Below are 15,541 nucleotides of genomic sequence, written 5' to 3'. Positions count from 1 at the left end.
GGGCGGCCGCTCATCGGTGATAACCGCGATACTAACCATCCGGTTGGGAGAGCAGTAGAAAGGATCGGGCCGCGCGGTTACTTGACGCAGGGGACGCTCGAGGCCGTCATCTGGCTGAGGTCGGTCGGCGCCGGGGCGCGGTCGCCGCTGCCGGTGGCGGCGACCGCACTCACCTGCCCGGACGACGGCGCGTCGCCGGCCGCGCCGGGTTGGGCTTCGGAATGGGAGAGGTAGTCCGCCGCGGGAAACCGCGTTCCCACGGTCAGCCGGACGGTTCCGGAGGCCACCGAGGGATCCGCGGTCGCCGGCACGTGCAGTTGCCCGGACAGGACCTGCGCGCCCGCGTCGGCCCCGGGACCGTATTCGATCGTGCTGTCGTCGGCCGCGGCGGCGGCGGTCGTGACGCTGCCCCGGGTGAAGCCCCGGCCGGTGAGGGCCTCCTCGAGCGCGGCCGCGAGTCCGTCGCGCGAGCTGGCGTTGACGACGTCGAGGATGACGGGTTCGGTCAGCGCGGGCGGTGACTGGGCCGCCGGCGACGCGGCGTCGAGCGCGGCCGGCGCGTCGGACATGAAGCGCTCGTTGACGATGCGCCGGATCGCAGCGAGATCGACGAGGTTGATGTCGGAGCCGTTCGCGTCCTTGCCGAAGCCGGAGATCGGCAGGGTGTACAGCGACAGCGGCCGCCCGGTCAGCCGAGAGGCCCGCGCGGCGAACTGCCCGAGGTCGAGCCCGGCGTCGACGGCGACGTTGTCCCGGGCGACCTCGAGCATTTTGCGCAGCCCGCTCACGCTGGACAGCGCGCCGCCGCTGCGGGCCGCCTCGACCAACGACACCAGGAACGCCTGCTGGCGCCGCGTCCGATCGAAATCGGTGAACGAGCCGTCGTTTTCGTCGCGCCGCTGCCGCACGAAGGCCATCGCCTCCGCCGCATCGATGCGCTGTACACCCTGATGGAAGTCCGCGCCCGAGTAGCTGTCACGCGTATCGCCGTTGAGGCACACCGTGATTGGCTCCACCGCCTTGGCGATCTGGTAGAAGGCGCCCAACGTGACCTCGACGAAGTGGTCGACCGAGATACCCAAAAAGTCGCTGACGGCGCTGATTTCGGCCTTGCGGCCGGCCTCGCGGGCGGTTTGCTCGCGGGCCGCCAGATCGGTCGACCCCGCGCCGCCCGAGTCCCCGGCGGCCTGCGTGTTCAACGATTGCTGATAGGCCAGGCCGTACGCCTGCTTGATCTTGCCCGTGCACACCGAGCCGGGGCAGCCCGGCAGCTCGGCGTAGTCGTCGCGGGGAATCGACACCGCGGTGACGGGACCGTCACGGTCCGAAATGTGCACGACGATAAGGACATTGGCGTTGTAGCCGCCCGAGGTTTCGTCGCCGGCGTGCAGCGCGTCGTAAACCTCCTGCGGTAGCGGCCGACCGTTCTGGTCCAACCGGCTGTCCAGGCCCATCAGCAGGATGTTCTGGTTGTCGCCGAGCGAGGCGGCCCCATTCGGCAGCGCGTGGGAGATGATGATCCGGCCCAGGGCGGTGTGGTAACCCGTCCAGCCGATTCCGGTGATGGCCATGACGAAGGCCGAAGCGATGCCGGCGACGAGCCGGCCCTTCAACAGCACCCAGCGGTGTGATCGCTGCGCCGCGCCGCCGCCCATAATGAGTCATCATTATGGGCGATGACCTGCCGAAACGGCGGTAACCGCGCCGTTACAGGCGCTCGGCGATCACGAAGTCGGAGAAGGCGTCCTTGTCCTGGTCCAGCTCGAAACTCTGCACCCCGCGGTTCAGGCGGTGCATCTCATCGATCGAGTTCTGCGCCGTCGCGCGCCAGCCGTGGTCGTTGAGCCAGTCGGCGAGGTTCGCGCGGTGCTCGTCGCGGTACATCAGCTCGCCGACGTCGATGGTCTCTTCCAGGCCGAGCTGGTCGGCGACCTTCTTGAACCGTTCCCGCATCTGCTGGCGCCGCTCCTCGGCGTGCATCGGTGCGGTTTCGGCGGAGACCCGGCTGCCGGCCGGACTCAGCTCGCCGATCTGCGTGAACAGCTTGTCCTGCGCCTCGGCGGGCAGGTACATCAGCAGTCCCTCGGCCAGCCAGGCGGTCGGCCGGGTCGGGTCGAAACCCGCGGCGCGCAGCGCGGCCGGCCAGTCTTCGCGCAGGTCGATCGCCACCTCGCGGCGATCGGCGGACGGCGTCACGCCGCTTTCGGCCAGCGTGGTGGTCTTGTAGTCCAGCACCTGGGGCTGGTCGATCTCGTACACCGTGGTGCCGGCCGGCCAGTCGAGGCGGTAGGCCCGCGAGTCCAGCCCCGACGCGAGGATCACCACCTGCCGGATCCCGGTGGCGACGGCGTCGGCGAAGTACTCGTCGAAGAAGTGGGTCCGCACCGCCTGGTAGCCGCGCATGTGCTGGATCCGGGCGGCGGATTCCTCATCGATGGCTTCGATCTTGGCCACGACGTCCGGGTCGAGCATGGCTTCCCACAGGACGTCGGCACCGGCGTTGTTGACGAGCAGCCGGGCGTAGGGGTCGCGGATCAGCGCGTCGGGCTGCTCGGTCTCGATGGCCCGGGCGGCGGCCACCATGACCGCGGTGGTGCCGACGCTGCTCTTGATGTCCCAGGTGTCGTCGTGGGTGCGCAGTGAGCTCATGCATTAACTCCTTGGGTCTTGGGCAGGCGAAGGTCAAAAGGTGGTTTCGCCGAGGCGCGCCCGCAGCAACGTGCTGCGCACCGCCTCGTCGGAAAGGTCGTCGGGCACCGCGCGGCCGAGTCGGGCCATCTCCTCGCGGTTGTCCACGGCGTGCACGTGCCAGCCGTGGTCGGAAAGCCACGCGGCGGCGTCCGAGCGGTCCGGCTCGTGGTAGGTCAGCGCCTGGACGTTGACGTCCAGGCCGAGCCGCTCGCGCATCCGCAACCAGCGCTGCGAGTTGCTCCGCGAGTTGATGCCGAACACCTCGATCGCGACCTGGCTGCCGGGCGCGCTGAGCGCGGTCAACATCTCGAACAGCCGGTCCTGGGCGTCGCCGGGCAGGTACGGCAGCAACCCCTCGGCCAGCCAGGCGGTCGGCTCCGTGCGGTCGAATCCCGCGGCGGCCAACGCGGCCGGCCAATCCTCGCGCAGGTCCGCCGGGACGGGATGGCGGATCGCGGTGGGCACGGCGCCGTGCTGCTGCAGGATGCCCGACTTGTACTGCAGCACCTTGGGCTGGTCGATCTCGTAGACGGTGGTGCCGGTGGGCCAGTCCAGCCGGTAGGCCCTCGAGTCCAGGCCCGCGGCCAGAATCACCGCCTGCCGGATTCCGGAACGCACCGCGCCGTCGAAGTATTCGTCGAAGAAGTGGGTGCGCACGGCCTGGTAGTCGATGCCGGTTCGGTGCGCGCGCCGCCCGTGCTGATCGTCGGCGAGCCAGGACAGCTCCGGGTCCGCCAGCCGCGCCCACGCCGGGCCGGCCGACGACACCAGCAGGCGGGCGAACTCGTCACGAATCAGCGGGTCGGCGCCGGCGGTCTCCGCCGCGCGCGACGCGGCGACGCCCAGCGCGGTCGCGCCGACGAGTTCGGTGATGGACCAGCTGTCGCCGGCAGACCGCACGGAAGGCGGTGTCGAGGCATCCAGGTCAGTCATATCCCGACCATGGTACCGGGATAAGTTAGTTAGCCTATACGCTTTGTGCGCAACTTCACTGCGCCGCCCGGCGGGCTAGGCCCCCGGACGCCAGAGCGCGCCCTCCAGCAGCTGGCGCAGCATTCCGGTGACGGCCAGCATCTGCTGGTAGCTCTCGACGTAGCCCGCGTACAGGCCCACCCCGCAGATGATGACGAGCAGGGTTTCGACCAGTGCCGACGCATCGACGTCCGCCGCGAGCTCACCGTTTTCGATCGCGTCGTTGACGGCGCGCAACAGGAACTCGCGGCACACGCGCACCGACGAGTTGTCGGTTCCGGTCAAATCCGGATGGCGCTGGGACTCGAGTACGCCGCTGATTAAAAACGCCGATCCGGCGGGATTTTCCGAATTAGCCCTAACGGCCACGGAGATGAAGGCCGTCAGCCGCGCGACCAGCCCGGTTTCGGCGTCCGCCTCTTTGATACCGGCCGCAATGACGAATTCGTTGGTGTCCTCCAGAACTTCCCGATACAACGCTCGCTTGCTCGAAAAGTAATGGTTGATCGCCGGGCGGGTCAGGTCGGCACGGGAGGCGATGGCCTGGAACGTCGCGCCGTCGTAGCCGCGTTCGCTGAACACCAAACGAGCAGCTTGGATGATTCGTTTCCGGGTCTCGTCCGCCTTCGCCGCAGGCGGACGGCCCGGCCTGCGAGTCCCCCGTGGAAGCATTGCTAGAGTGTGCCACCGCCATGGTGGGGCATTAGTGCATTTGGCGGAATAGCGCCAAATTTTCCGGCTTGATAGTCCTCGAGCGCCTCGATCAATTCCGCGCGAGTGTTCATCACGAAAGGCCCGTAGTGGAATACCGGCTCGCGAATGGGCCGCCCACCTAGAAGCAGGACATCAATGGCGGTCGCGTCGCCCCAATCCCGAGCTCGCTCCGCCCCGACGGTGATCCGGTCGCCTGGGCCCAGGACCGCCAGCTGCCCCTGGTGGATCGGGTGGGCGACCGGCCCGACGTACCCGCTGCCCGACAGCACGTACACGAGCGCGTTGAAGTCGCGCCGCCAGGGGATGTTGAGCCGGGCGCCGTTCTCGACCGTCGCGTGCGCGAGCGTGACCGGCGTGTGCGTGACCCCGGGCCCCCGGTGGCCGTCGATCTCGCCCGCGATGATGCGGATCAGAGCCCCGCCGTCGTCGGACGCGACCAATGCGGCGTCACCACCCTCGATGGCCTGGTAGCGCGGCGGCGCGAACTTGTCCTTCTTCGGCAGGTTCACCCAGAGCTGGACGCCGTGGAACAGTCCGCCGCTCTCGACGAGTTCGGCCGGCGGCGTCTCGATGTGCAGGATGCCCGAGCCGGCGGTCATCCACTGGGTCGCTCCGTCGGTGATCAGCCCCCCACCGCCGTGGGAGTCCTGGTGCGCGAATTTCCCGTCGAGCATGTAGGTCACCGTTTCGAAGCCGCGGTGCGGGTGCCAGTCGGTGCCCCTGGGTTCGCCGGGCTGGTAGTTCACCTCGCCCATCTGGTCCATGTGGACGAAGGGATCCAGGGCGGCGCTACCGACCCCGGCGAAGGCGCGCACGACCGGGAACCCCTCACCCTCGTACCCGCGCGGGCCCGTGGTGATCGATCGCACCGGCCGCTCGGTGTCGGCGGGGCCGGGGCCGCGGACGCGCGGCAATGTCAGTGGGTTGGCCGTAACTGCAGGCATTTGACCTCCTCGTAGAGCGGACTACCCGGTATAACCGGACTAGGGTCCACTTATTCCGGGCGGTCGGCACCTGCGTGGCGGCCAAGCCGACGCGCCATCGCCCCGGCATCGATTTGCCGGGGCGATGGCGCGAAGTGTGCGACTGAGGGTGTCAGGATTTGCTGCGCGCACTCTTGGCGGCGGACTTCTCGGTGCTCTTGCCCGCGTGGGCGAGCTGACCGCCGGCGCTTTCCAGGTGCGCCCGGACGAACCACTGGAACTTCTCCAGCTGGCCCGCCTGGCCGATCAGCAGGTCCTGGGTCACCGGGTCGAGTTCGTCGGTCTCGTCGATGTATTGGCGGATGTCCTCGATCACGCCGTTGTAGACGAGGTCCAGCGCGGCCAAGTGGGCCTGGACGGTGTCGCGGCCCACCGAATAGTCGTCCCACGAGCGGTCCTTGATGATGGCACCCGGCGTGCCCTGCGGCGAAGAGCCCAGGGCGGCAATGCGTTCGGCGACATCGTCGGCGAAGCCACGCACGGCCTCCACCTGCGGGTCGATCATCTCGTGCACGCCGATGAAGTTCGGGCCGACCACGTTCCAGTGAATGTGCTTGAGCGTCAGGTGAAGATCGTTGTAGGTGCTCAACTGTTTTTGCAGCAGTTCGGTGAGCCGCGCCGCCTGCTTGTCGGTCAATCCCGGAATTGTGAACTGAGTCATCGCGTGTTTCCTAGCTTCCTTCCGTGGGGTTCCCACACACTTTCTTGCTCTGCTGGGTACCCGATGGCGACGCCGAAAAACGCGACGGATCACAGTGAGTGGATTTGCTGCACCGGCAGGCGCGGGCCCCGGCGCGGTTCGTAGGCCAATCCGCTGGCCTCGAGCAGCCGGACCACGCGCTGGCGATGTGGCCGCATCGGCTCCAGCAAGTCGAGCATTCCCGCGTCGTCGACGGGCTCACCCAGCAGTGTCCAGCCGATCATCTTGGGGATGTGGTAGTCGCCCACCGATACGGCGTCGGCGTCGCCGAAGGCGCGTTGGGCCGTCTCCGCGGCGGTCCATTCCCCCACGCCCGGCAGGGACGTCAAGGCCGCCCGCGCCTGTGCCGCCGGCCGTGATGTCAGCCGCTCCAGCGACGCGGCGCGCTGCGCGCAGGTCACCACCGTTTGTGCGCGCCTGGGGTCGACGTTGGCGCGATGAAACTCCCACGACGGGATGGTTCGCCACCGCTGCGCCGACGGCGCCACCCGCATGCCCTCGGGGGCGGGCCCCGGCGCCGGTGTCCCGTACTTGGTCACCAGCACGCGCCAGGAGCGGAACGCGTCGGCGCCGGGCACCCGCTGCTCGATGATCGCCGGGATCAGCGCCTCGAGCACCAGCCCGGTGCGGCCCAGCCGCAGGTGCGGAACCCGCCGGTGCGCGGCGGCGACCGTCGGATGCCGCGGCACGAAGTCGGAGGCGTCGTCCTCGAGACCCAGCAGGGCGGGCAGCATTTCGACGAACTCACCCGCGCCGCTCCCCCACGCCACACAGTGCGCGGCGTTGGGGGCCGCGCGGCTGATCCTGGCCGTGACGGGGCCGGTGGGCAGCAGGCTGGTCCGCCAGATCGAGCCGTCGCCGGTCGCGCGGAAGCAGGGATCCGCGGGGCCGCGGCGCAGCGGCGACAACGTGTGCCCGAAGCTGGCGGCCCCGGGGAACACGACCGTGCGCGTGCTTTTCACCTGATGACTCTCCGACCGCTCGATTGACCCTGAACTCCGTCCCCAGTCAGTATTGCGGTGTGATGACGCCCTTCGATGACCCTCAGGGCGAACTGGCCTGGATGTTTTTGCAGAGCATCAGCGACGGCGGCGATCTGGACGAGGGCTTCGCGTTGCTGCGCGACGACTTCACCTTCTGGACGCTCTACACGCGCACCGCATGCGACAAGGACACCTTCCGGCGCGCGGTCGAGCGGCGCAAACAAGACCTCGAGCTGGTCATCGACCTGGTGCGCTGCGTCAACGAGGGAGAGACGGTGGTGGTGGAGGCACAGGCCACCGGCACGACGTCCGACGGCACCTCCTACGACAGCCCGTTCGTGTGCATCTTCGACACCCGCGCCGGGCTGATCGTCTCGATGCGCCTCTACGGCGACACCCGGGCGACGGCGTCCGCCCTCCCCGGATGGGTCCCCTACTGAGCCGAGACGGTGATGTCGGCCTTGTTCGGGTAGAACGCGACGTGCCCGGCGATCGCGGCGACCGCCGGATACGGCTGCTCATAGGTCCAGATCACGTCGTCGACGGTGTCACCGGACGAGGTCGTCACGCTGTAATAGCTGGCGTCGCCCTTGAACGGGCAATACGTGCTGGTGTCGGTGCGGGTGAGCCGATCCTGTTGCACGTCGGCGATCGGAATGTATTGCACCGCAGGGATTGTGGCTTCGCGCAGTTCCAGCGCGGCGGTGGTGTCGGCCACCAGTTCGCCGTTGACGCGGACCTGCACCCTGCCCTGGGTGGGTTCGATGGTGATCGGGTGCCCCGCGTTCGGCTCGAGGACTTGCCGGTGGGCCATGGTCGATACCTCCTACAGACGCCTATTGGGGCTGTAACACCCGGCCGCCGTCAACCCTTCCCGTCCGGCGGGCCGAATGCGTAGCGATGGTACTGGGACATGTTCGCGGCGGCGGGGATCAGCGACATCACCCTTCCCAGGAGTCGGGAGGAGCGTGGCAATCGTGCGAAGGTGTCCGACTCGAACCAGCGCTCGCAGGCCAGCAGCCGCACCGCCGGTACGGCCGCGATGATGTCGTCGGGCCCGTTGATCGCCCACCGCAGCGTGGATCCCGACCGTCGCACCACGGAGTTGAGCCATTGCGACTTGATCCCGAGCCAGTTGAACACGTCGAACTGCAGCTCACCCGAGCCGAACCGGTCGACCACCCGGCGCAGCAACGCGGTGCCGTCCTGCTCGGTCAGGTACATGGTCAGCCCCTCCCCGATCATCAGCGTGGGGCGATCGGTGGGGATTTCGCTCAGCCATGACGGGTCGGTGACCGAGGCGGCGATCACGCGATAGTGCTCGCGGCTCGGGTAGAGCTGGGCGCGCAGCGCCGCGACCTCGGGGTAGTCGACGTCGTACCACTGCACGTCCGGACCCGGCTGCACGCGGAAGAACCGGCTGTCCAGTCCGCAGCCCACGTGCAGGACGACCGAGCGCGGGTGCGCCGCAAGGAATTTGCGCGTCCACTCGTCGAAGTGTGCCGAACGGGTAGTGACCGACGGCGCCCGCCGGGCGGTGATGGTCGTCTTCTTCCAGTCGTAGTCGATGCGATCGACGATCTCCTTCGCGTACCGATCACCCAGGATCGGCTTGTCGAAGTCGGCGTCCAGCGCCTTGGCGTAGAACGTCGCCAGCATGGTCTGGGGAGCCCCGGTGAGATCGACGGACACTCGCTCGGTATTCACCCGCTCGAGGCTAGTCCCACGCCAGCGCCGCGCCGCGTCCTGAACAGCGGTCGGCGTGGCGTTCAGCGGGGAGTCGCGCTCTTACCCTTGGCATTTCGCATGGCGGCCCAGAATCGGGCCGCCTCGCGGATGGACTCCTCGACCGGGCGTGGCTGCCAACCCAATTCGCGGACGGCCTTGCTGTGGTCGACGGGCGCCTCGGCACGCATCATGCGCACCGACGCGAGGCTGAGCTCGGCGTCCTTGCCGGTGAGCCGGGCTCGCAGGCTGCCCAGGGCGCCGAGGGCGTACAGCACCGGAACGGGGATGGAACGTCGCGGCGGCGGCACGCCGGCCTCGTCGGCCGCGATCCGCACCACCTCGGTCAACGCGATCATTCGCTCGGAGATCAGGTATCGCTCGCCGACGCGGCCGCGCTCGGCGGCCAACAGCATGGCCTCCGCGGCGTCGGTGACGCCGACGACCTCCAATTGGATGCCGTCCATGGTGAAGGGCAACTTGCCGAAGACGGCGCCGGCGATGAACGCGCCGTGCGGGGTGCGGCCCCAGTCGCCGCTGCCGTAGGTCGTCGACACGCACATCGCCACCGCGGGCAGCCCGGATTCGGCCACGTAGCGCATCACCAGGTTCTCGGCCTGGACCCGGGATTGGACGTAGTCCGACAACCCGCGGGTGGCGACGATGTCGTCCTCGGTCGCCACGCGCCCGCGCCGCCGGCCGACCGTCGCGTAGGTGCTGGTGAAGACGAACCGACGCAGGTCGGGTTGCGCGACGGCCACGTCGAGGACGTTGCGCAGCCCCTCGACGTTGGTGCGAAACAGCGGCGAGGTGTCGCGCAGCCAGGCGCGGGTGTCGACGACGCAGTAGTAGACGTCGTCGACCCCGTCCATGGCCTCCCGCAGCACGGCGGTGTCGAACACGTCACCGTGAAACCGGGTGAGCTCGAGGTCGTCGATGGACCGGGTGTTGGCGTTCTCGCGCACCATGGCCCGCACTTCATGGCCCTTGGCGACCAGCTGGCGCGTGACGTGCGAACCCAGGAAGCCGTTGGCGCCGATGACGAGTTTGGGCCTGGCGGTCACTGGGCGCCTCCGTATTGCTCCATGAATTGCGCGCCGGCCTCGTCGAGGGTGCCGAGCTCCTGCGCTTTGCGGCACCACTTCAACGTGGCCTGCACGAAGCGCAGCGGGTTGTAAATGTCTTCCTGCTGACGCCACAGGCCATCACCGGCGTAGGTGATGATCGAGATGTTGGTCGCGCCGATGACCGTGCCGTCACCCGGATCGCGCATCGGGTTGTCGAGTTCCATGATGATGCGCCCGGTGGCCTCGTCGATCACCGACCACAGCGACGGAAACGCGACCATGTGACTGCCGGGGAAGCTGCCCATCGTCCTGCTGATCCACTCGCGGACCTCGTCGCGGCCGTGCATGGTGCCCGCCGCGTGTTCGATGTACAAGACGTCGGGTGTGTAGTGCTGGACCCACGCGTCCCAGTCGTGCGACTGCGCGGCCGCATCGACGGTGGCTTCGAATTGCTCGAACGCGGCGGCCAGTTCGCTACGGGAGAACTTCGGCGTGCTCATGATTTCGCGGCACCATTGCAGCTCATCGGCGGAGTGTAGCCTGGGCCTCACTGTGGCGGGTGAGGAGGACGAGCGATGACCAACCAGAAAGCGATTCTCGCCGGCGGCTGCTTCTGGGGAATGCAGGAACTGATCCGCAAGCAGCCGGGGGTGGTCTCGACCCGGGTCGGCTACACCGGCGGTGACGTCCCCAACGCGACCTACCGCAACCACGGCACCCACGCCGAGGCCATCGAGATCATCTACGACCCGGCGGAAACCGATTACCGGGCGATCCTGGAGTTTTTCTTCCAGATCCACGACCCGACAACGAAAGACCGCCAGGGCAACGACCGCGGCCCCAGTTACCGGTCGGCGATCTTCTACCTGGACGAGGAGCAGAAGCGGATCGCGCTGGACACCATCGCCGATGTCGAGGCGTCCGGCCTGTGGCCCGGCAAGGTGGTGACCGAGGTCAGCCCGGCCGGCGACTTCTGGGAGGCCGAGCCCGAGCACCAGGACTACCTGCAGCGCTATCCGAGCGGATACACCTGCCACTTCATCCGGCCGGGCTGGAAGCTGCCGCATCGGGCCGCCTCCAGCCAGTAGCGGTCCCCGGCGAATTCAGCGCCGGCGCACCGTGATCCGGCCGCCGTCCTTCGGGGTGAACGCCACACCGCGGCAATGCCACCGCTCACCGGGCGCATCCGTGGTCTCGATTGTCAAGTGGCGCAGCACGGTCCGGAGCACGACGTCCATTTCCATGTTGGCGAACGCCGCGCCGACGCAGCGGCGGGTCCCGCCGCCGAACGGGATCCAGGACAGCGCCGACGGTTTGGTGTCGATGAAGCGTTGCGGGTCGAACCGCCGCGGATCGGGGAACACGTCGGGGTTGTCGTGTATCTGCGCGATGCCGACGATGATCGAGTAGCCGCGCGGGATCGCCCATTCGCCGAGCCGGTAGGCCTCGGGGTAGACGTGGCGACCGGCGAAATCGATGACGGTCCTGGCCCGTTGCACCTCGAGGATCGTCGCTTGGCGCAGCTCGTTGCCGCCCTCATCGGCCCCGTCGGCCTCCTCGACCAGCCTCGCCAACAGCTCGGGGTGTCGGCTGATCCGCTCGAATGCCCATGCCAGCGTGGACGCGGTGGTCTCGTGCCCGGCGGCCAGCAGGGCCAGCAGCTCGTCGCCAATGTCCTTGTGCGACATCGCGGAACCGTCGTCGTAGGTGCTGCGCAGCAGCAGCGCCAGCACGTCGGTCCGCTCGGCGAAATCCGGGTCGGCCCGCTCCGCGGCGATCAGCTTCTCGATGACGATGTCGTATTGGCGCCGCCACTTGTCCAACCTGCCCCACGGGCCGAACCGAGGATAGCGCTTCGGCTTCGGCAGCGCCGCAAGGCGTGAGCCCAGGGTGACCCACGGCGGGATGAGCCTGCGCAGCTCGTCGAGTTCGGCCCCCTCGGCGCCGAACACCGCGCGCAGGATGGCGTTCAGCGTGATCCGCATCATCGGCGGCAACGTCGCGAACGGGCTGCCCTCCGGCCAGCCGGCCATCTCGCGCAGCGTTTCTTCCTCGATGATGCTTTCGTAATTTTTCATGCTCTTGCCGTGAAATGGCGGCGCCAACAGCCGCCGCCTCCGGCGATGGTCGTCGCCCTCGAGTCCGAATACGGAGCCGGGACCGAACAGTCTGCTCAAATTGGGTTGGATGTTGCCGAGTTCGTCTGGGCTGGTGGTGAAGATCTGCTTGGCCAGCTGTGGATCACTGACCATGATGACGCGCCCCCACATCGGCAGCCGCAGCGTGAAGACGTTGCCGTAGCGGCGTGACAGGCGTCGCATCATCATCCGCCGCGACACGGCAAAACCGACGCCCTGCACCAGCTTCGGGCTTCGGACCGCGGGGGGCAGGTGAACCGTGGCCGGCGGGACGGTGGCTAGTTCACTCATGGCGTCATTGCTCCCCACGTCTGCCGGGCCGGAGTTGGTACCGCGATGTACCACGGACCTTTCCGAGTACGGTACTCTGCAGTACCAAAGCTGACAAGGTGCGTTTCGAACCGAAAGGGGGTGCGGGCCGTGACCTCAGCAATGACAGCAACGGATGGCGACCCCGCTCTCGAAGAGGTCGATCCTTTCCGCCTCCGGCTCCTCGACGGCCTGGCCACGTCGATCACCGAACGCGGCTATCGCGCCAGCACAGTCGCCGACGTCGTCCGTTGCGCGCGCACGTCCAAACGCACCTTCTACGACCACTTCGCGGGCAAGGAGGAGTGCTTTCTCGAGTTGCTGGCCGTCGACATCGAGAAACTGGGCGCGAAGATCGCGGCGTCGGTCGATCCCGACGCCGATTGGCACGCGCAGATCCGGCAGGCGGTCGAGGCCTATGTCGGTTACATCGAGGCGCGCCCGGCCATCACGTTGAGCTGGATCCGTGAGTTGCCGTCGCTGGGTGCGGCCGCTCGACCGGTCCAGCGCCGCGGGTTGCAGCTGTTGACCAGCCTGTTGATCGACCTCAGCGCCAGTCCCGGGTTCCGGCGCGCGAAGCTGCCGCCGTTGACCGCGCCCCTGGCCGTGATCCTGTTGGGCGGTCTGCGGGAGCTGACCGCACTTGCGGTCGAAGACGGAACACCGGTCCGAGAAATCGTGGAACCGGCGGTGGATGCGTCCGTAGCCCTGCTCGGTCCGCGGCATTGAGCGCGTCCGGCGCCGTAAATCGAGGTGTCGCAAGCCATCCCGGGCCCGGCCCGGCGGGGCTAGGCTCACCGCAGACCCCGCCCGTTCTGACATGGAGGATTCTGCGATGCGGCTCTCGACTCGAAACCAGCTCCGGGGAAAGATTACCGAGGTCGAACTCGGCACCGTGATGGCCGTGGTGAAGGTGACGCTCGACGGCGGCGATCAGGTCGTCACGTCGTCGGTCACCAGGGACGCCGCGACCGACCTCGGGCTCAAGGTGGGCCAGCCGGCGACCGTGTTCATCAAATCGACCGAAGTCACCATCGGCGTCGACTAGGTGCGCCGAAAAGCCCGCACCCGGTTTACTTTTCGGCGAGGAAGGCCCGGACCCGATCCAGCACGAGATCGGGTCGCTGGTCGACGATCCAATGGCCGACCCCGTCGACCAGTTCGACCTCGAAATCCTTGATGTGGTCGGCATATCCCTCGGTCAGGTCGGCCGTGATCACCGGGTCTTCGGTGCCCGTCAGCCAGCGAACGGGGACGTCGACGCGGGCCCCGTCGTACTCGCCGCGCATCCAGCTCAGCATCTCCCCGGTCTGAAACGACCGGTACCACCGCGACCCCGCCTCGGCGTGGCCGGGCTGCCGCATGCACTCGAGGTACAGCCGCACGTCCTCCTCGGGCAGCGTGTAGCCGCCGCCGACCCATGACCCCAGCAGGCGGAGGAACCGCGGGTTCGACGCGCTGATCACCCGGGGGCCGATGACGGGCAACGAGATTGGGATCTGATACCAGAACCGCCAGACGTTGCGCAGCATCGACGGGGAGCGCTTGACGAACGGCGCCGAGGTGTTTACCCCGAAAAAGCCGGTCACCTTGTCCGGATGGCGCAGCATCATGATGAACGCGGCCGGTCCGCCCCAATCGTGGGCCACCAGCTTGACCGACGCGACGCCCAACCGATCCAGCACCCCGGCCAGGTCGTCGGCCATCTCGTCCTTGCGGTAGCTGGTGCGCGGCGCCGAGCTCCAGCCCGAGCCGCGCAGGTCCGGGCACAACACCCGGTACCCGTCGGCGGCCAGCGGGCCGATGAGCTCGCGCCATTCCCACCAGTTCTGCGGGAAGCCGTGCACCAGCATCACCGCCGGCCCGCTCGCCGGGCCCGCGTCGGCGACGTGGATCGTCACGCCGTTTCCGAGCTCGACGTAGCGGTGTTCGACGCCGTCCAGCGTGGGCATGGTGACCATGTGTTGAGAACGTAGCGGCTCGGAAAGGGTTAGGCCAGAAACCGCTCCACATAGGGCGCGAAGCGCTGGCGCAGGCTGTGCTCGTTCAGGCCGAACATCTCATACGACGTTTTGACGTTGCCCAGGCGTCCGCGGCGGTGGCCCGCCAGGTAGCCGGCGACGGCCTGGCGCGCCTCATCGGTGTAGGGCTCGTCGGCCAGGGCGTAGACGCGCTCGGCCACGCCGGCTTCGTCGGCCATGAAGTCGTCGAACCGGATGTCGACCGAGCGGTCCGGGCCGATGGTGTCGCGGTCGCGCACCAGCGCGCTGAGCATCTGATCGAGGCGGTCGATCCAGGAGTTGGCGATCTGTTCGACCGGCACCGGCGAGCGGTGCATGCGCGCGGAGTAGGTGATCATCGTGATCATCGACAGCGCCACCGGCACCGGGTCGCGGTGGGTGAACACGACGATGCTGTCGGGGAACACCCGATCCAGCACCGGCACCTGTTCGAGGTGCTGCGGCGACTTGAGCAGCCAGCGCCGGCCCCCGCGCAGGAACTGCATCGCCCGCAGCTGGGTGGCCAGGTATTCGTAGTGCGGCGTCTGGTCGTGGGACTGGTAGTAGTCACGCCAGTGGGGCACGTCGGCGAGAGTCTCCAGCAGCATCGTGGAGACATCGTTGGCCAGCAGCTGGATCTCCTCGTGGACGTGGTCGGTGGTCATTTCGTGCATGAGCGCGAAATGCGGCATCACCGTGTTGATCACCCCGACCGCGACGTCCATCCGGGCCCGCCGCGGATCCGGCTGCACGGCAACCTCGTTCGGCATCGGGAAGGGCTCGTTGCTTTCCCAGTACGGCATGGTGCGGAAGGTGGGTGGCGCGGCCAGCAGGTTGTGCAGGTGCGTGGTGCCGGTGCGGGGCAGCCCGGCGATCACCACGGGCGAGGTCAGTTCGATGTCGTTGATCTCGGGATGGCGCCGCAGCAGGTCGGCCAGCAGCAGCCGGTTCTTCAGGATCTGCAGCAGCTGCCCGTAGAAGTTGACCGCCCCGGCGCCGTGCAGCCCGTCGATCTCGCGCAGCGCGGCGAGGAAGACGTCGAGCCGTTCGCGGTAGTCGTCGGGCCCGAAATCGTGCAGGCCGGTGTCCGCACTGGCCTGGGCGTGCAGCGCGTCGGCGTCCAACGGGCACTGCGGGGCCATCGCGCTCATCATGTCGAGGATCTGCTGACCCTCGGCGCTGAATCGGGGCGTGGCCAGGTCATCGAGGGAAACGGAGCGAACGGCATCGGTCACGGCGACTTATGTTACTCTCAGTTT

General features: G+C 68.1%; 18 protein-coding genes. 4 read left to right on the top strand and 14 right to left on the bottom strand.

Going from position 1 to position 15,541, the window contains the following annotated elements; translation table 11 throughout:
• Window positions 1–77 precede the first annotated feature (77 nt).
• From QGN31_RS00890 to QGN31_RS00860, 7 genes are all read right to left on the bottom strand, one after another.
• On the bottom strand, window positions 78–1,655 hold the full coding sequence (locus tag QGN31_RS00890; protein ID WP_014381483.1) for an LCP family protein: 1,578 nt from the start codon (window positions 1,653–1,655) through the stop codon (window positions 78–80).
• A gap of 52 nt (window positions 1,656–1,707) precedes the next feature.
• A complete protein-coding gene (locus tag QGN31_RS00885) occupies window positions 1,708–2,649 on the bottom strand; it encodes a class I SAM-dependent methyltransferase (RefSeq protein WP_009956642.1) in 942 nt (313 codons plus the stop codon).
• A gap of 33 nt (window positions 2,650–2,682) precedes the next feature.
• Window positions 2,683–3,624 (bottom strand): class I SAM-dependent methyltransferase, encoded by a 942-nt coding sequence (locus tag QGN31_RS00880; protein ID WP_014943139.1) that lies wholly within the window; start codon window positions 3,622–3,624, stop codon window positions 2,683–2,685.
• A 75-nt stretch (window positions 3,625–3,699) separates the two neighbouring features.
• Window positions 3,700–4,335: a TetR/AcrR family transcriptional regulator gene (locus QGN31_RS00875; RefSeq protein ID WP_041298126.1), complete on the bottom strand. Its 636-nt coding sequence runs from the start codon at window positions 4,333–4,335 to the stop codon at window positions 3,700–3,702.
• A gap of 2 nt (window positions 4,336–4,337) precedes the next feature.
• The gene (locus QGN31_RS00870) at window positions 4,338–5,321 is read right to left on the bottom strand and encodes a pirin family protein (RefSeq protein WP_014712547.1); all 984 of its coding nucleotides are present in this window, start codon (window positions 5,319–5,321) and stop codon (window positions 4,338–4,340) included.
• A gap of 151 nt (window positions 5,322–5,472) precedes the next feature.
• Complete coding sequence (locus QGN31_RS00865; RefSeq protein WP_008262065.1) at window positions 5,473–6,021, bottom strand: Dps family protein; 549 nt, start codon at window positions 6,019–6,021, stop codon at window positions 5,473–5,475.
• Between the two features lie 89 nt (window positions 6,022–6,110).
• Complete coding sequence (locus QGN31_RS00860) at window positions 6,111–7,022, bottom strand: DNA-3-methyladenine glycosylase family protein (RefSeq protein WP_008262067.1); 912 nt, start codon at window positions 7,020–7,022, stop codon at window positions 6,111–6,113.
• A 62-nt stretch (window positions 7,023–7,084) separates the two neighbouring features.
• Here QGN31_RS00860 and QGN31_RS00855 point away from each other — a divergent pair, with 62 nt between their 5' ends.
• A complete protein-coding gene (locus tag QGN31_RS00855; RefSeq protein ID WP_009956648.1) occupies window positions 7,085–7,483 on the top strand; it encodes a nuclear transport factor 2 family protein in 399 nt (132 codons plus the stop codon).
• Here QGN31_RS00855 and QGN31_RS00850 read toward each other — a convergent pair.
• The 4 genes from QGN31_RS00850 to QGN31_RS00835 all read right to left on the bottom strand — a co-directional run bounded on the left by QGN31_RS00850 (window position 7,477) and on the right by QGN31_RS00835 (window position 10,335).
• Window positions 7,477–7,857 carry a DUF427 domain-containing protein gene (locus QGN31_RS00850; protein WP_008262071.1) on the bottom strand — a complete coding sequence of 127 codons (381 nt, stop codon included), beginning with the start codon at window positions 7,855–7,857 and terminating at the stop codon, window positions 7,477–7,479. The genes QGN31_RS00855 and QGN31_RS00850 overlap by 7 nt on opposite strands.
• 50 nt (window positions 7,858–7,907) lie before the next feature.
• On the bottom strand, window positions 7,908–8,735 hold the full coding sequence (locus tag QGN31_RS00845) for a class I SAM-dependent methyltransferase (RefSeq protein WP_014383486.1): 828 nt from the start codon (window positions 8,733–8,735) through the stop codon (window positions 7,908–7,910).
• 77 nt (window positions 8,736–8,812) lie between these two features.
• Complete coding sequence (locus tag QGN31_RS00840) at window positions 8,813–9,832, bottom strand: NAD-dependent epimerase/dehydratase family protein (RefSeq protein WP_014386062.1); 1,020 nt, start codon at window positions 9,830–9,832, stop codon at window positions 8,813–8,815.
• Entirely contained in the window at window positions 9,829–10,335 is a 507-nt protein-coding gene (locus tag QGN31_RS00835) for a nuclear transport factor 2 family protein (RefSeq protein WP_009956654.1), read from the bottom strand. Before QGN31_RS00835 ends, QGN31_RS00840 begins: the two co-directional genes overlap by 4 nt.
• A gap of 75 nt (window positions 10,336–10,410) precedes the next feature.
• On the opposite strand from QGN31_RS00835, the gene msrA reads away from it, so the two are divergent.
• Window positions 10,411–10,923 (top strand): peptide-methionine (S)-S-oxide reductase MsrA, encoded by a 513-nt coding sequence (gene msrA / locus QGN31_RS00830; RefSeq protein WP_014386063.1) that lies wholly within the window; start codon window positions 10,411–10,413, stop codon window positions 10,921–10,923.
• Window positions 10,924–10,938: 15 nt separating this feature from the next.
• Here msrA and QGN31_RS00825 read toward each other — a convergent pair whose 3' ends face one another.
• Window positions 10,939–12,264, bottom strand: a complete 1,326-nt coding sequence (locus QGN31_RS00825) for a cytochrome P450 (protein ID WP_043955505.1) — start codon at window positions 12,262–12,264, stop codon at window positions 10,939–10,941.
• A 141-nt stretch (window positions 12,265–12,405) separates the two neighbouring features.
• Here QGN31_RS00825 and QGN31_RS00820 point away from each other — a divergent pair, with 141 nt between their 5' ends.
• Window positions 12,406–13,011, top strand: a complete 606-nt coding sequence (locus tag QGN31_RS00820) for a TetR/AcrR family transcriptional regulator (RefSeq protein WP_014386065.1) — start codon at window positions 12,406–12,408, stop codon at window positions 13,009–13,011.
• A gap of 106 nt (window positions 13,012–13,117) precedes the next feature.
• Entirely contained in the window at window positions 13,118–13,330 is a 213-nt protein-coding gene (locus QGN31_RS00815) for a TOBE domain-containing protein (protein WP_008262084.1), read from the top strand.
• Window positions 13,331–13,355: 25 nt separating this feature from the next.
• On the opposite strand, the gene QGN31_RS00810 is transcribed toward QGN31_RS00815, so the two are convergent.
• Window positions 13,356–14,243: an alpha/beta fold hydrolase gene (locus QGN31_RS00810; protein ID WP_008262085.1), complete on the bottom strand. Its 888-nt coding sequence runs from the start codon at window positions 14,241–14,243 to the stop codon at window positions 13,356–13,358.
• Window positions 14,244–14,272: 29 nt separating this feature from the next.
• A complete protein-coding gene (locus tag QGN31_RS00805) occupies window positions 14,273–15,517 on the bottom strand; it encodes a sulfotransferase family protein (RefSeq protein ID WP_014943142.1) in 1,245 nt (414 codons plus the stop codon).
• Between the last annotated feature and the right edge of the window lie 24 nt (window positions 15,518–15,541).

The organism is Mycobacterium sp. 2-64 (assembly GCF_035918375.1).
GTDB lineage: Bacteria > Actinomycetota > Actinomycetes > Mycobacteriales > Mycobacteriaceae > Mycobacterium > Mycobacterium intracellulare.
The sequence above is the reverse complement of the archived record's forward strand: the minus strand, read 5'-3'. Positions and strand labels throughout refer to the sequence as shown.

Bases quoted from the DNA above. Each gene is read 5' to 3' on its own strand.
- QGN31_RS00890 (WP_014381483.1), bottom strand. From the start codon at position 1,655: ATGGGCGGCGGCGCGGCGCAGCGATCACACCGCTGGGTGCTGTTGAAG.
- QGN31_RS00885 (WP_009956642.1), bottom strand. From the start codon at position 2,649: ATGAGCTCACTGCGCACCCACGACGACACCTGGGACATCAAGAGCAGC.
- QGN31_RS00880 (WP_014943139.1), bottom strand. From the start codon at position 3,624: ATGACTGACCTGGATGCCTCGACACCGCCTTCCGTGCGGTCTGCCGGC.
- QGN31_RS00875 (WP_041298126.1), bottom strand. From the start codon at position 4,335: ATGCTTCCACGGGGGACTCGCAGGCCGGGCCGTCCGCCTGCGGCGAAG.
- QGN31_RS00870 (WP_014712547.1), bottom strand. From the start codon at position 5,321: ATGCCTGCAGTTACGGCCAACCCACTGACATTGCCGCGCGTCCGCGGC.
- QGN31_RS00865 (WP_008262065.1), bottom strand. From the start codon at position 6,021: ATGACTCAGTTCACAATTCCGGGATTGACCGACAAGCAGGCGGCGCGG.
- QGN31_RS00855 (WP_009956648.1), top strand. From the start codon at position 7,085: ATGACGCCCTTCGATGACCCTCAGGGCGAACTGGCCTGGATGTTTTTG.
- QGN31_RS00850 (WP_008262071.1), bottom strand. From the start codon at position 7,857: ATGGCCCACCGGCAAGTCCTCGAGCCGAACGCGGGGCACCCGATCACC.
- QGN31_RS00835 (WP_009956654.1), bottom strand. From the start codon at position 10,335: ATGAGCACGCCGAAGTTCTCCCGTAGCGAACTGGCCGCCGCGTTCGAG.
- msrA (WP_014386063.1), top strand. From the start codon at position 10,411: ATGACCAACCAGAAAGCGATTCTCGCCGGCGGCTGCTTCTGGGGAATG.
- QGN31_RS00825 (WP_043955505.1), bottom strand. From the start codon at position 12,264: ATGAGTGAACTAGCCACCGTCCCGCCGGCCACGGTTCACCTGCCCCCC.
- QGN31_RS00820 (WP_014386065.1), top strand. From the start codon at position 12,406: ATGACAGCAACGGATGGCGACCCCGCTCTCGAAGAGGTCGATCCTTTC.
- QGN31_RS00815 (WP_008262084.1), top strand. From the start codon at position 13,118: ATGCGGCTCTCGACTCGAAACCAGCTCCGGGGAAAGATTACCGAGGTC.
- QGN31_RS00810 (WP_008262085.1), bottom strand. From the start codon at position 14,243: ATGGTCACCATGCCCACGCTGGACGGCGTCGAACACCGCTACGTCGAG.